General features: G+C 52.2%; 9 protein-coding genes. All 9 read left to right on the forward strand.

Going from position 1 to position 14,255, the window contains the following annotated elements:
- Window positions 1-32 precede the first annotated feature (32 nt).
- The 9 genes from AC0YOA_RS32030 to AC0YOA_RS32070 all read left to right on the forward strand — a co-directional run bounded on the left by AC0YOA_RS32030 (window position 33) and on the right by AC0YOA_RS32070 (window position 14,211).
- Complete coding sequence (locus tag AC0YOA_RS32030) at window positions 33-2,387, forward strand: hypothetical protein (protein ID WP_475790057.1); 2,355 nt, start codon at window positions 33-35, stop codon at window positions 2,385-2,387.
- The gene (locus tag AC0YOA_RS32035; protein ID WP_475790058.1) at window positions 2,368-5,049 is read left to right on the forward strand and encodes a right-handed parallel beta-helix repeat-containing protein; all 2,682 of its coding nucleotides are present in this window, start codon (window positions 2,368-2,370) and stop codon (window positions 5,047-5,049) included. The genes AC0YOA_RS32030 and AC0YOA_RS32035 overlap by 20 nt, the downstream gene beginning before the upstream one ends.
- 47 nt (window positions 5,050-5,096) lie before the next feature.
- Window positions 5,097-6,101, forward strand: coding sequence for a phytanoyl-CoA dioxygenase family protein (locus AC0YOA_RS32040; RefSeq protein WP_475790059.1), 1,005 nt, complete (start codon window positions 5,097-5,099; stop codon window positions 6,099-6,101).
- 20 nt (window positions 6,102-6,121) lie between these two features.
- A complete protein-coding gene (locus tag AC0YOA_RS32045; protein ID WP_475790060.1) occupies window positions 6,122-7,198 on the forward strand; it encodes a Gfo/Idh/MocA family protein in 1,077 nt (358 codons plus the stop codon).
- A 10-nt stretch (window positions 7,199-7,208) separates the two neighbouring features.
- On the forward strand, window positions 7,209-8,117 hold the full coding sequence (locus AC0YOA_RS32050; protein WP_475790061.1) for a Gfo/Idh/MocA family protein: 909 nt from the start codon (window positions 7,209-7,211) through the stop codon (window positions 8,115-8,117).
- A 139-nt stretch (window positions 8,118-8,256) separates the two neighbouring features.
- The gene (locus tag AC0YOA_RS32055) at window positions 8,257-8,961 is read left to right on the forward strand and encodes a phytanoyl-CoA dioxygenase family protein (RefSeq protein ID WP_475790062.1); all 705 of its coding nucleotides are present in this window, start codon (window positions 8,257-8,259) and stop codon (window positions 8,959-8,961) included.
- Between the two features lie 211 nt (window positions 8,962-9,172).
- Window positions 9,173-10,789: an ABC-three component system protein gene (locus AC0YOA_RS32060; protein WP_475790063.1), complete on the forward strand. Its 1,617-nt coding sequence runs from the start codon at window positions 9,173-9,175 to the stop codon at window positions 10,787-10,789.
- Between the two features lie 4 nt (window positions 10,790-10,793).
- The gene (locus tag AC0YOA_RS32065) at window positions 10,794-11,372 is read left to right on the forward strand and encodes an ABC-three component system middle component 1 (RefSeq protein ID WP_475790064.1); all 579 of its coding nucleotides are present in this window, start codon (window positions 10,794-10,796) and stop codon (window positions 11,370-11,372) included.
- A complete protein-coding gene (locus AC0YOA_RS32070) occupies window positions 11,362-14,211 on the forward strand; it encodes an AAA family ATPase (RefSeq protein WP_475790065.1) in 2,850 nt (949 codons plus the stop codon). Before AC0YOA_RS32065 ends, AC0YOA_RS32070 begins: the two co-directional genes overlap by 11 nt.
- Window positions 14,212-14,255 lie beyond the last annotated feature (44 nt).

A 14,255-nucleotide genomic window follows, 5' to 3' on the forward strand; every position in this document is an offset into this window, starting at 1 on the left:
GTCCATATGCGGCTTGAATGGAGGTACGGAAAATGAGGAATACGCCGATCAATATGGCAGAGTCGATATTCGAGCTGTTCACCGATCCGAAGCTCAGCGGTCTTGCGAAGTGGCGGATCGAGCCAGGCAAGGAGCACGGGCTGAAGGTCCATCAGCGGTGGGCGCTGGCGCAGGTGGAATGGACCGTCAAGCCCGAGCAGGGTCCTGCCGTAAGAATGACCCGCGATTTCCAGGTCGATTGCGCAGACTACGATCATTTGATGATATCGCTGGTTGCTCCGGAAGGCGCGCTGCTGAGGATGAAGGCGGACACGGATAAAGGAATGCTGACGTATGAATCGGAACCCTTCGGGATGCTGAAGCGGGAATGTTATGTTCCTCTTGAAGGCGCATCGCTGGTGCGGTCCATTACCTTGGAACTCTGGCCGCAGAGCGAGGGACAGGGTGTCGGATGGTTCAACTGGATCGGACTGCAGCATTCCGGGCTGGTAGAACGGTATGACCGGCAGTGGAAGCGGTTCGACGATCAGTGGGAGGACTATTTGCAGCCGGAGAGCTTCGAGCCGGCCTTTAACCCGCTCTATGGCCTGGTCGTGAGCGGCGGGGAGTTGGAGCAGCTGCGGCTCAAGCATGCAGATTGGCTGGCGGAACACGGAACCAGCCCGTTTCTGCAGCTGGCCGAAGATGCGCGTCAGCTTGTTCCGGAGCGGATGATCGGCGAGTACGTCAATTTCTGGAACGATACCCGTTACTGCCGGGACCGGGATTACGGGAAGCATCTGCTGACGCATGGTCCCAATGCAGCTGCGGCTGCGCTGCTGACGAAGGACAAGGCGCTGCTTCGCCTGGCCGCAAGGTACGCGATTTCACTGGCCATGTGCACGCGGTGGGACAGCGGCTTTATTTGCTTTTTCCCCGGCAGCTCCTTCGAGCACCGCTCGTTTGTCCAGTCGTTATGCATGCTTGAGACATCGGCGATACTCGATATGGCTGGCGAGATGTTTACGGACTACGGCAGGGAAATGATCCTCCGCAGGATCGCAGAAGACGGACATGGGAACGCCAATTATATCACCTGGAGGCATGAATATATTTTTCATTGCAATCAAATGGCCTGGTTCTCCCCGGGACGCATGCTCGGCTATGCCGTATTGGAGCAGGCCATGCCGCGGACCAGGCCGTATACGGAGCTTGCCCTGAACGACTTGATTGAAAGCATGGAGCATACCATCCTTCCGGATGGCGGCTTCCTCGAAGGGCCGATGTACTTCACCTGGACAGCGCGCCAATGCGCAATTTCCCTGTATTATTACGGGCGTCACCGGGGAATCGATTACAGGCAGGTACTGCCTGAATCCCTGCAGCGGACGGCCGCTTTTGTGGAAGCGCTCGCCTCGACGAGCGATGATCTGCTCATGATTCTGATCTGCGATGCGATGTATATCAATCAGGAATCGGTGGCTTATCTGGCTGCAATGATGCCAGACAGCCAATGGGTCCGTATATTCCGCAAGTCGCTGCAGACAGCGGGAGGGATTCCGGATACGCTGCCGTCCTATCTGCTGGAATCTTCCATTCCGCAGGAAGCGCCTAAGCTTGCGCCCTTCATTTCGCTGCCGGACCTGGGGCTGATCTCTTCGGTCAGATGGCATGAGGGCGAGCCGGTCAAAATGCTGATTGTGGGCAACCAGGCGGGGGCCAGCCACACCCATGAGGACAAAGGGCATTTCGTGCTGGAGTATGCCGGGGAGACGGTGGCGATGGAGATGGGCACCTGCGATTACAGCCATCCTATGGCGGAAGTGCTCAAGCATTGCGGACGCCATAATATGCTGGTGCCGGTAGGAATGGAGGAGCGTTCGCGGCCGCAGAACCCGATCATGACCGATATCAAACCAAAGGGCCAGGGCGATGCAGCCTCTTTTCATGCGGAGATGAATGTTTCTCCGGGCTGGGAGGAGTATTACCGCTCCTGGGTCCGGATATGGGATTCGCCGGCTCCGGACGAGTGGACGATCACCGACAGCTATGAGCTGATTCGCGGGACAGGGGTTGAATTCTATTGGTCCACGCCGCTGCCGGCGGAGGTTAGGGACGGAATGGTGATACTGCGAGGCAAGCGCGGCATAACGCGTATCACGGTACCGGAAGGCTGTACGGCGAGAATCGATTCGCTGCCGCTGCTGGGCGCCGACTATCAGGCTTTGCTTGAGCAGCGCAAGGAAATGCTCTGCGGCAATATGCGGCTTGGTCCGGTGCAGACAAGGATTGCCTTCTGCCGGGAAGGTATGCAGGGGACGCTGAGCGTCCGGTTCAGGCTGGAGCGCAGCGGAGCAAATCAGGAAGGTATAGATGAGGAGGAAGAACATGACGGCAATCAGCGGTAATGTTTATTATGTTGCGGTGAACGGTAGCAATGAAAGCGACGGGCTGGATCCACAGCGTCCATGGCGGACGATCGGTCGCGCCGCTGCGGAGATGACGGCGGGAGACCGCTGCATCGTGCGCGGGGGAACTTACCGCGAGACCGTTGTTCCTGCAGCTTCGGGGCGCGAGGGCGCACCTATCCGTTATGAGGCGCAGCCGGGAGAACGGGTCGTAATCAGCGGCTGTGATCCCGTTGTCGGCTGGACCGCGCGGCAGGAAGACGCAACCGCAAACGCGGGCGTATATGAGGCGGCAATGGATTGGAGTCTGCAGGGAGACAGCGGCAATATTGTATTCATTGACGGCGAGCTCAGCCATGAGGCCATGTGGCCGCGAATTACCGACCGTCTGGACCGGACTCAATACGCGGTGGTAGACTCATGCACCAATGAAGTGCCCACGTACACGATATATGATGAGGATTTGCTTGCCTTTGCCGACGGTCATTGGACCGGGGCCGTTGTGGCCTGCGTCAACGGTGCCGGTTATTTTATTTCCACTGCGGCCGTTACGGATTTCTGCGAGGGCACATTGTATTTCGATGGCTGGATAAGCTCGGCTGCTCATTACCGGACGACTCCGGGGGATATTTATTTCCTCACCCGCTCACCCCGGACGCTTGCCGTAAGCGAAGGCTGGTATATCGACCCGGTCAAGGGGCGGCTGACGGTACGGCTGCCGGATGGCGGGGACCCGACAGACCGCGAGGTTGAGGCCAAGCGGCGCGAATACGCGTTTGACCTGCGCGGGTGTTCCTATGTCCAAATCAAGGGCTTCGAGATTCGCGCCGCGTCCATCACAACGGAGAATGCATCTTATTGCAGCATCGATAATGTGCGGATTCATGCCATTGACCGCTGCTTCAGCAGCCGCCAATCCATCTACGGACGGACAAAAGGAATCGAGCTGGGAGGCTGCGACAATATCATCTCGGGAAGTGATATCGGCTACTTCGAAGGAATCGGCATCAATTTATCCGGACAGCGGAACCGTGTCGTCAACTGCCACATCCATGACGGCAACCTGGAGGCTTCCTATGCCAGTCTGATATGGGCAGCAGGCTCGCAGCATCTGATCAGCCACTGTACAGTCACAAGATCGGCCCGGACTTGTATTTCCGGGGTTTTCTCGCGATCCGTAATTGAATATTGCGATATATCGCATGCCAATTGTCTGACGAAGGATTCCGGCATTATCTATTTGTTTAACCATGATTTTGACAATACGGATATTCATCATAATTGGCTGCACGATAACAAGTCGCCCCATCTGAGCTTTGGCTTCTACATGGATGCCTGGACCAGCGGAGTGAACCTTTACCGCAATGTGGTGTGGAATATCCCGCATCATGGGCTTCATCTCAACCGGCCTTTGCAGCGCACGCTTATTTACAACAATACGTTCCTGCGCAGCGGGGATGCGGACTCGGCTGTATTTCTGCTGGATGATATGTACGGCACGCAGATGATCAACAATATTTTCTCGGACGGCAAGATTGTCAAGTGGGGCGAGGATTGCCTGGTTTCCCACAATCTTCTCGGGGCGGATGGCGGGTTTGAGGATGCCGACCATGGCGATTTCCGTCTGCGGGCAGATTCGCCAGCCCTGTCGGCCGGGATGAGAATTGCCGGCGTTGCGTCTCCCGGCGGCAAGGAGCCGGATCTTGGCGCCTACGAATCAAGCGAGCCTTATTGGACGGCAGGATATGATTTTGACAGGGTCATTGAAGCGGAGCTTGTCTATTCGGAGCTTAACAGCAAGAGCGCAATCGGCAATGGGGGCTTTGAGTCTGGCGCCTGGGAGCCATGGGAGGCAGCGGCGGGGACGCCGAAGATCGTTTATGAATGCGCATGGGATTTCAGCCGGGATGGTTATCCTTCGATTGTACGCAGCAACAAATATGGGGCCATGCTGGGCCCGGGCGACCGGATCGAGCAGAGAATTACGGGAGTCGCACCTGGCGCGGCCTACGAATTATGGGCAGGAATCAAGATAGACGGCGAATACCGCAGTGCGGAACAATTTGATGACATTCATAAGAACGGCGCGCTTGATAAAAGGCTTGATGGCGGTTATGCCGTCTATCGCGATTTGCGTTATATCGGCCAACTGACTGAGGGAGATTGGCTGAAATATGCGGCAGTGGACTTCGGAAGTCCGGGCAAATATGATCATATTGCACTCGGTATGACCAAAATCTTCGATTCGGTGACGGTAGAAGTTTATCTGGACAGTCTGGAGGGAGAGCGGATAGCCGCTATTTCCCAGGAAATGGACTATGACGATGTATGGCGCTACTTTTCCACGCCTATTCCGATCCGGGCAGGCATACATGATGTCTATTTCAAAATCAAAGGTCCGGGACGTCTGCTGCTAAGCGGCTTCAAGCTGGGCCATAACAATTTCTTCGGCGGCGGTGCAACAATGGCTGTCCAGGGCTCCCAAAGTCCTATCATCGAACGCGGCGTATTCCGCCTGAATTGGGAAGCGAAGATGGTGAAGCTTCCGTTCACGACGAAGCCGGATGAAACCGAAGTGGTGGTTTCGTTCGAGAATAAAAGCCGGTACTTCGTCTATCTGGACGATATCGGAATGTGGCGGCCTGATCCTGAAGAATCATAAGCTTCTATATGATTTGAACAGTAAAGACAAAAGAAAGGGTGACTGTAATGGCGACGATCAAAGGCATGGTTCACAGCTTTACAGAGGAGCAGATGGTTGTATTGGCTGACAACAACCAGTGGTATAAATTCCCTATCCCCGAGGAACGGCCGGACATCAGCAAGCGGGTTGTCGTTTGGCCTCAGGACGGCGGCCATCCCACATACACTTATGACGAGAAAGAGGTGGATGCCCCGGCCGATGTGGCGCATTTGATGTACAGGTACGATCACATCGCGTCTGACCGTGCGGCAACGGCAGAGGATGTGAACGATTACCGGATCAAGCAGTTTTGGGAGCTGGGATATCTGGTTGTGGATCAGCTGCTGACCGGGGCCGAGGTTGCGGCGGCCAATGAGGCAATCACGGATATTATCCAGGGGCGGATTGTCGGACCCCGTCTGCAATTTATGAAGAAGGAGAGTGAACTGCTCACTCCCGATGACCGGGACCGGGCGATGCGCAAGCTGCATAAATTTATCGATCATGCGCCTGCTCTCCATGAAGCTTGCTTTCATAAGGATGTTCAGAGCATTCTGGAGCGGATATTCGGGGAGAAGGCGCAATTTCTGGAGGATCAGGCGATTCTGAAGCCGCCTTCCTCGGAGGCGGGCGGCGAGAAGCCATGGCATCAGGATATGGCCTACGGCAATCTGTCCCAGAATAAAATGGTATGCGGAGTCTGGATTGCCCTGGATGAAGCGGGCCTTGACAATGGCTGCATGCACGTCATTCCGCGCTCCCATATGGATGGGCCCGTTCCCCATTATGCGATTCGGGATTGGCAGCTGTGCGATACGAACGTTGCTGTTGAACGCGATGTCGCCGTGACGCTGAAGCCGGGCGGGGCGCTCTTTTTTGCGGGACTTCTCCATCATGGAACGCCACCTAACTTCTCAAGCAAGCGCAGACGGGCTCTCCAGTTTCACTACTCCCCGGAGTCGTCCAGAAAAATGACGCCGCAGGAATTCAAAATGATGTTCACCAATGAAATGACGAATGCAGAATGCTAAAGGATGGTGGGATGCGCTCCATGGAACCGTTAAAAGTAGGCATTATCGGGCAGGGAAGAAGCGGGCACGACATACATGCCAAAACATTAAAAGGTCTGCCGGAGCTGTTCCGGATTGCCGCCGTTTCGGATTACGAGGCATCCTACCGCAAGCGGGCAGAAGCGGAATTCGGCTGTGAGGCTTACGAGGATTACAAGCAGTTGTTCGAGCGCAAGGATCTGGATCTGATCGTCAATGCTTCGCCCAGTCACCTGCATGTCCCGATCACGATGGAATGTCTGGCGAACGGCTTTCACGTGTTGTGCGAGAAACCGCTTGCGAGAACCGGGGAGGAAGTGGATGCTTTAATCGCGGCCTCAGAAGAGGCTGGCAGGCTTTTGACCATTTTCCAGCAATCCCGCTATTCGCCGGCCTTCCAGCAGATTATGGAGGTCATCCGCTCCGGCGTGCTCGGGCGTATCGTGCAGGTGAGTATTTCATTTAACGGATTTGCGCGGAGGTGGGATTGGCAGACGCTGCAGGCCAATAATGGCGGCAATTTGCTGAACACGGGTCCGCATCCGCTCGATCAGGCGCTTCAGCTGTTCGGGACGGAGACGATGCCGGAGATCACCTGCTTTATGGACCGGGTTAATACGTTCGGGGATGCCGAGGATTACGTGAAGCTGATTATGCACAAGAAGGACCATCCGCTGCTGGATTTGGAAATCACCTCCTGTGACGCCTATCCCACCGCAACCTATCGCATTCAAGCGCAGTATGGCGGGATCAGCGGCACGGGTACGAAGCTGAACTGGAAGTATTTCAGGCCCGGGCAGGCGCCCGCGCAGCAGCTGATCCGAACACCACTGAAGCATGCGGACGGCTCTCCGGCATACGGGTCGGAAACCTTGCCGTGGATAGAGGAGCAGTGGGAGCTGCCGGAGGGACAAAAGGACATTTTAGGCTATGTATGCCGGACTTTTTACGGGAACCTGCATGCGGCCCTTACGAAAGGAGAGCCGCTGGATATTACGCCGCGGCAGGTCAAGCAGCAGATCGCCGTCATCGAAGAATGCCACAGACAAAATCCGTTATCCAAACTGGATCTAAGATAAGGAGCCTCCTATGAGTGAAATCAAGCTTGGCATGATCAGTCTGGACACCTCCCACGTCATTGTATTTTCGGAGCTGCTCAATCATAAGGATCATCCCTGGCATGTCCCGGGCGGCAAGGTGATTGCCGGTTATCCCGGCGGCTCCGCCGATATGCATTCCAGCTTCTCCCGCGTGGACGGGTATACGAATCAGCTGCGCGATCAATTCGGAGTGGCTATCGTCGATTCGCCGGAGGCGGTTGCCGAGCGGTCTGATGGGATTCTGCTGGAGTCGGTCGACGGGCGGGCGCATCTAGAGCTTTTCCGGCGTATCGCCCCTTATGGCAAGCCGGTATTTGTCGACAAGCCTTTTGCCACGACAGTGGCTGACGCCAAAGAGATCGTCCGGTTGGCCAGGCAGCATAATGTGCCGCTGATGAGCTGCTCCTCGCTGCGTTATGCGGCAGGCCTGACTGAAGCGCTTGAGGTGGCAAAAGAAGCCGACGGCCCGATTATCGGGGTGGACTGCTTCGGTCCGACGCCGCTTGAAGAGGTTATGCCGGGGTTGTTCACGTACGGGATACATTCCGTCGAAATGCTCTATGCCGCGATGGGACCGGGATGTGTGGAGGTGAACACACGCTCCAACGCCGACTATGATCTTGCCGTGGGGATATGGCAGGATGGCAGAATCGGGACGGTGCGCGGCAACCGGAAGGGGAATTACCGCTTCGGTGCGACAATTCACCGCGAGAATTGTATTCACTATGCGGATGTGAGCGCACATCCCAAACCGTATTATGCCAGCCTGCTGGAGCGGGTAATGGAGATGTTTCAGACGGGCGTCGCGCCCATCTCGATTGAAGAATCGCTGGAGCTGATCCGGTTTATCGAAGCGTCCAACGAGAGCGCGGAGACAGGGCGGCCCGTGAAGCTGTAACCGTTCCTGCATCAGTTTCGTACTTGCAGGTATCGGAATAGTGAACAAAATTGCTATTATCCGATGCCGCGATCGAAAGAAAAGGAAGTCGGGTCTTTGTAAAATAAAGATATTCCAAGCAGCGGGAGTTGAATATCGGATGTCCAACGTAACGAATTTTACGCTTACAGAAGAAATGGTCGAGCAGTTCTACCGCGAGGGCTACTTCTATGCGCCCGGCTTTATCACGCAGGAAACTGTGGATGCGATCAATGCGGAGAATGCGGAGTTCGCCAATGCCAAAGGCGACGGGCAATGGAAGAGTAAAGGCATTACGAATATTGCAAAGGAGCAGGGCGAATATCCGCGAACAACGGAATTTCTGACCGAACCTGATATAGTCCGCATATTCGAAAGAATTGTAGGGGATCAAGTCAGGTTATGGATGGGCATGTACGCGGTCGTCGCACCGCATGGCAGCGGGCTGGAGTGGCATCAGGACAACCAATACACACATATTTTGGGTCATATGTTTAACGGGTTCATCGCACTTGATTCCATTACGCAGGAAAATGCCGGTTTGTGGCTTGCGCCTGGCTCCCATCTGAAGGGGCGGCAGCCGAATCTGAATGCGGAAGGCGCGCACAGGCGAGCGGCAGATCCGGAGAACGGCATGCCCTGCAAGCCCATGCTGCCTGGAGATGCGGTTTTTTTCCATAGGGAAACCCTGCATCACAGCAAACAGAACCACACCGACAAGCCACGACGGGCTTATGCCTTTCAGGTGGCATCGGCGACCTGCCGCTACGCGCAAACGGGCAAGCTGCTCGAGGATCGGGAGCTATTGTCGGGATACCGCAAATAAAGACAGTGGAAAAAAGAGGCTGATCTGGCGTCATTGGACGCGGGTCAGCCTCTTTTTGCGCCTGGCATTGACAATGGGGCTCCGATAATAATCACTAACAGTCGCCATTTAATCAAATGGCGGCTTTTTAATGCCTGTGGGCCGGCTCCCTCTATTGGAAATATCTGATAGTTAAAGTAGAATAGAGAGGTATAGAATGGAGGCATGCCGGATGTCTTTAAATATAGAATTGTTCTGCAGAAATGCAAATAAACAAGGGCGTGTATTGGTTCTTCTCATCCATGGATTAGGTGCTCCGGATACCTGGGTCATGCCGGGGTGTGACTGGAGAAATCAGCTTCTTGCTGATCCAGGTTTGGAAGAAGCAGATGTCGGTATTGTCAAGTACGAAACGGCGCATTTGATAAGCGGGTTATTCGGAATCACGGGAACATACAGCATAATGGGAAGAAACTTTACGGTCCGGAAAAACAATGTGATTGCTGTCGGAGACCTGGCACAGCACCTCAAGACCAAATTGAGCACAGGCAGATTCAAGTCCTATCAGAAGATTGTTATCGCCGGTCACAGCATGGGAGGGCTGGTTGGCATGAGGTATATCCTGAACGAGTTTGAAAATCACAAAAACGTAGATCGAATCGGCGGGTACATAAGCTATGCGACACCCTTTAACGGTTCGAGCATGGCGGATTTTCACAAGCTGATTAAACCCGTGCACAAGCATAATCAAATCGTCCAGCTGGAGCCGAACTGCGGATTTCTGGATGACATGATCCGTGCCTATTCGGAGCATCAGGATCCATTGCGGCAGCAAATGATGTTTAACTACTGCTATGGAGACAAGGATCCGTTTGTAGTCAAGGAAAGCGCTGTGCCGCACACGGGAAGAGCGCACACCTATAACGAAATGAGGACTCTCCCGGGCGATCATGGAACGGTGCTGGATCTGTCTGCAGGAATCCACTCCACCAATTATGAGTTGTTGAAAGATTTGATTCTCGATGTGAGCAGCACGATCGAGCCGCGGCAGTTTTATGTAAGCGATTCAACTGTTAGACCGGTGCGGCCGGATTCCCATGCAGCTGCTGCCCCGGTCCAACCGGACAATTCCCGTCAGTTGATCAGGCAGTTCGAGCAATGCGGTCAAACCTTGAGAGTTCAGTTTATTGAGCGATTCTCCAGGGATGCGCAGGATCAGCTTCTCCATTCGATGGATCAGGTGCTGCAGAAGCTTAAGGGCATGAATGAGACTGGGCTTGAGAAATTCATGACGCATTACCGCTATTCGACGCAAAACAGGAAGACGGAAGGTTCGGGTCTGCAGGAATTATGGGAGCTGCTGACTTTAATTAATGTGGTCTATCCCAATTGGAACTTCATCGCTCCTGATGATCTGTTTCAACTCCCTAATTTGCGGATCGACGATCATTACTGGGTTCGCCTCCTCTACTCGGTGCACAAAGAAACGATGCCGGAGATCATAATCGGGTTCTTGTCCAAGCTGTACAACGGGGCTTTCCGCCAGTTTCTCATGCATCCGGGCCAAAGCGATATTTTTCCCCATCGCTTCATTCTGGAGAATGTCAATGCGGAATCGATGATTCCTCAAAACGAGGAAAATATATGCGAGCATTGCAAAGGCAGGAAAGCCGACTTCAGTAAAATCCTGGTGCAATTCGGACGAACAGAGAATCTTTCCGTATTCCAGGGACTTGAGCCAAATTACCTTGCCAAAGAAGTGAGCATAAGCTGCGCGTCATGTATCCGTCAGGCAAGAAATGAAACCTCTTTTACGGAGATCTGCGAGCGGCTAAGGAAGGTGATCTAAGAGAATGGAACAGCAACTTTTCAGCTTTCTGGAAGAGCATCCCGGTTTTACGAGGCTTCAAGAACTGGAAGTGCGTCATATCAAGGCTTTGTTTTTTTCATCCCTGCAATTAATGGCGGTAGCCTCCTACCCGAACGAAATGGAGATGGAACAGCATTGGGAGCGGGCGGCGCATCAGCTGGCGCATAATATTCAAAATCGGCTGCCGCTTGAGCTGGACGATTTGCGCTGGGACATGTATCTGATTATTTTCGTTAATCAGGATAAGATCAGCAGCGAGCTGAAGAGGCTGATTGAGAATAACCGGTTTTATTTTCGCAAGATCGTTCTCACCCGTTCGGATATGAGCAAGTTGAGCGAGAAGCTTCCGCTGCGGTTTGAGCTGCCTTCCGGCAAGGACAATACGGGCAATGGGCTGCTGTTTAACGACGGGCAGTTCCTTAAGGAACTGAAGGATCGCTTAAGTGAAGGAGCGAGGAACCAACTGGGAGAATTATTTTTTACAAAAGGAGCGAAGAGTGTGGAAGACATGCTTTCCTTATTTTCACGAGGCCAAGCGGAGGGGATGAATCATGAGAATTGAAGCCCTTACCATGGAAGCATTCAGGGGAGTTCAGGAAAAGCGGACATTCATCTTTCCAAGCGCGGATGTAATTGTGCTCTATGGTCCTAACGGCTTCGGAAAAACCTCGTTTTTTGATGCTATGGAATGGGGATTGACAGGAAGAATTTACAGATTTGAGGATGATACAGAACGTAAACAATATCGATTTATCGGAAACCACTTCTCCGGCGAGACCAAACCATCCGTCACAATCGAACTTAGGGACCGGGAAAACCGGCATATTCAAATTACCCGAACGGGAACAGCCGAATCCGGTTCAAAAACGGACAGTATGTCCAGTAAACTGCAAATCTTTATTAATGGTATCCAGATTGCTGATAATCAGGCTGAGAACCAGCTGCACTCCCTGTTGATCAACGAGGATTGGCAGAAACATGTGGATTTGAACAAGTCATTATTTTTAACTCATTTGCTGTGTCAGGAAAGAATGAACGGCATTTTGCGGGGGATGAAAGAAAATGAGCGCTATGATTCCGTATCAGCTCTCTTTGGAACCGATCAGTTTCAGCGCTATAGGCAATTGTTTCATGAGACGAAAAAAAGGCTTGAACAGCGTCATACAGAGGCCAAAGGCCGAAAAGCCGCAATAGATCAACAGCTTGGGATCATGGAGCAGGAATACAATCGTCTCAGGGAAGAAATCCGGTTGGATGAAGGGTCGGGCACAAGAAAAAATGTATCGGCCATGTTGAGTCATTATGCCCATGAATATGGCTGTGATTGGAAGCTGGATGATGGTACCCGCTTCCCGGAAATCATGAAGCAGCTGGTCCGCCATCTAGGCTCATCGGAAGTTGAACGGGAGCGTATAAGGCAAAAAGAAAAAAGAAACCTGGAGTTGGCAGAAGCGGCTTTGCTTTCCTGGAAGAAAAACGAACCTGATTACAGGAATGTCTCCAGGAAAACGGCGAATTTGGAGATATTACGAGGAATGGACAGAACACTCAAACGGTTGGCTCGACTTGTCAATGAGCTCGAGAGATTCCAGAATTCAGAGGAAACCAAACAAAATATAATTTTGCTCATGCAGAAGCTTTCAAGGAAAGTGGAAGAAGAGAAAAAAGAGTCAGAACAATTAGAGCTGGCGCGGGATCATTTTCGAAAGGCGCTTGAGGATGCCAGAGAACAAGACGAACGCTACTCTTCCTTGCAGCTTTCATTTCTAAGGGAAGTCAATCATTTAGATTCAGAGCTCAGGACTTCTTTTCTTGACGTCATGAGACAGGTTGAAGATTCACATCATGTTCGAGCCGAGCAAGCCCAAATGGTTCAAGATGCGCATGATCATTATCAACGATGTCAAAACACCGCTCACCAGCTCGAAATGCGGGAGGAACAATACAGGCAATTACTGCAACATGTTTTTGAATATGCATCTATTCGTCCAGACACATATGAGTGTCCTGCATGCGGAACCCAAAGTGTCGATGCGGAACACTTGCTGTCGTACGTGGAAAAGAAGAGAAATGACATTCATCCCGGATTGGCCGCGACTGAAGAAGAAGTGTCAAAGGCTCATGATGAACTTAAGGCCAAGGAAGCTTTTCTTATGATCGCTAAGAACGATTTCCAACTATCCTTGGGCGCAGCCGAACATTTTCTTGAACAAAAAGATGAACAACTGTTAAAGAACAGACAGTTTAATTTGAGAACGCTTAAGCAAATAGATTTGTACCAGAAAGAAATGGACATCATGGATCAGTCCTATGAAGAATTTCGAAATCGTCTGCGTGAATTTGGCTTGGAAACGGGGAACCCGACCGTTCAGGAGGAATTGGATAAAATATATCAGACCCTGAATGCGGCCATTGAAGAAAAGCTCTCCCAATTACCTGGAATGGAATTGGAAGCACTGCCTGGAAAGTTGGCGGAATGTGAAGCTTTATTGGCGAAGCTTCAAGATGAACAGGTTCTTTTCAAGAATAGGCTGAAGGATGCCGGACTGGATATGGAGGAAGGCCAGGAGCCGAATTTTGAAGCTCTGCAGGAGCAAATGGAGTTCATGGCGCAGGAGCAGGAACAGAGAATATCCCGTTTGAATGAGAGGGAAGCGAAGATTCTGCAAATACAAGAAGCCTATCGTACCGATACCTCTGTCAGCAGGCTTCAAGCCCTGGAAGGTCAGATGAAAGGCAAGCAGCAAGAGATATCGGACACTGTCGAAGAAATGAATAGATGGAACAGCTATATTGAAATAGCACACGAAGCCATGCAGAAAGTGCCGGAAGCAGTCAATGATTTGAATGAAAAAGTCATGGATCAAATGTTCGATACGATGAGGTCGATTTTTGTCCGGGTCAATTCACATCCTTTATTTACGGAAATGGATTACGATACGGATAAAAAATATAACAACAATCGTCTGTTTCTTACTGTCATGACAGATGACATACCGGAATTGCGCAAACAGGCCAATCCAGCTTATATTTTTAGCGCAGCCCAGGTTAATGCCACAGCAATTTCCTTCTTCCTGGCAATGGCATTAAGGCAGCAATGGTCTCCTCTGGAATTCATAGCGATGGATGATCCCGTCCAGAGCATGGATGATCTGAATGTCGCTGCCTTAATCGACCTTATACGGATGCTTGCCGATCCGCAATCAAAGACAAAAAAACAGTTCATTATATCCACACATGATGCTACCTTCTACCAGCTGATGCGAAAGAAATTCCGTATGTTAAATGTCGGTGTAATCGAGTATGAGTCGTATTCTGAAAAGGGACCGCTTGTCAGCCAAAGGTTCTTTGAAGCAAGTCCCAAGAAGACAATCCTGCTCCTTGCCAAACCGGAACAGTAACAGGTCCAGATCTATGAGAGGCCCATGCGCAATTGCGCATGGGC

Source organism: Paenibacillus sp. JT22N12 (assembly GCF_056269365.1).

What these genes read in the sequence shown, in the direction of transcription:
- AC0YOA_RS32030 (WP_475790057.1), top strand. Translation starts at nt 33, where the DNA reads ATGAGGAATACGCCGATCAATATGGCAGAGTCGATATTCGAGCTGTTC.
- AC0YOA_RS32035 (WP_475790058.1), top strand. Translation starts at nt 2,368, where the DNA reads ATGACGGCAATCAGCGGTAATGTTTATTATGTTGCGGTGAACGGTAGC.
- AC0YOA_RS32040 (WP_475790059.1), top strand. Translation starts at nt 5,097, where the DNA reads ATGGCGACGATCAAAGGCATGGTTCACAGCTTTACAGAGGAGCAGATG.
- AC0YOA_RS32045 (WP_475790060.1), top strand. Translation starts at nt 6,122, where the DNA reads ATGGAACCGTTAAAAGTAGGCATTATCGGGCAGGGAAGAAGCGGGCAC.
- AC0YOA_RS32050 (WP_475790061.1), top strand. Translation starts at nt 7,209, where the DNA reads ATGAGTGAAATCAAGCTTGGCATGATCAGTCTGGACACCTCCCACGTC.
- AC0YOA_RS32055 (WP_475790062.1), top strand. Translation starts at nt 8,257, where the DNA reads ATGTCCAACGTAACGAATTTTACGCTTACAGAAGAAATGGTCGAGCAG.
- AC0YOA_RS32060 (WP_475790063.1), top strand. Translation starts at nt 9,173, where the DNA reads ATGTCTTTAAATATAGAATTGTTCTGCAGAAATGCAAATAAACAAGGG.
- AC0YOA_RS32065 (WP_475790064.1), top strand. Translation starts at nt 10,794, where the DNA reads ATGGAACAGCAACTTTTCAGCTTTCTGGAAGAGCATCCCGGTTTTACG.
- AC0YOA_RS32070 (WP_475790065.1), top strand. Translation starts at nt 11,362, where the DNA reads ATGAGAATTGAAGCCCTTACCATGGAAGCATTCAGGGGAGTTCAGGAA.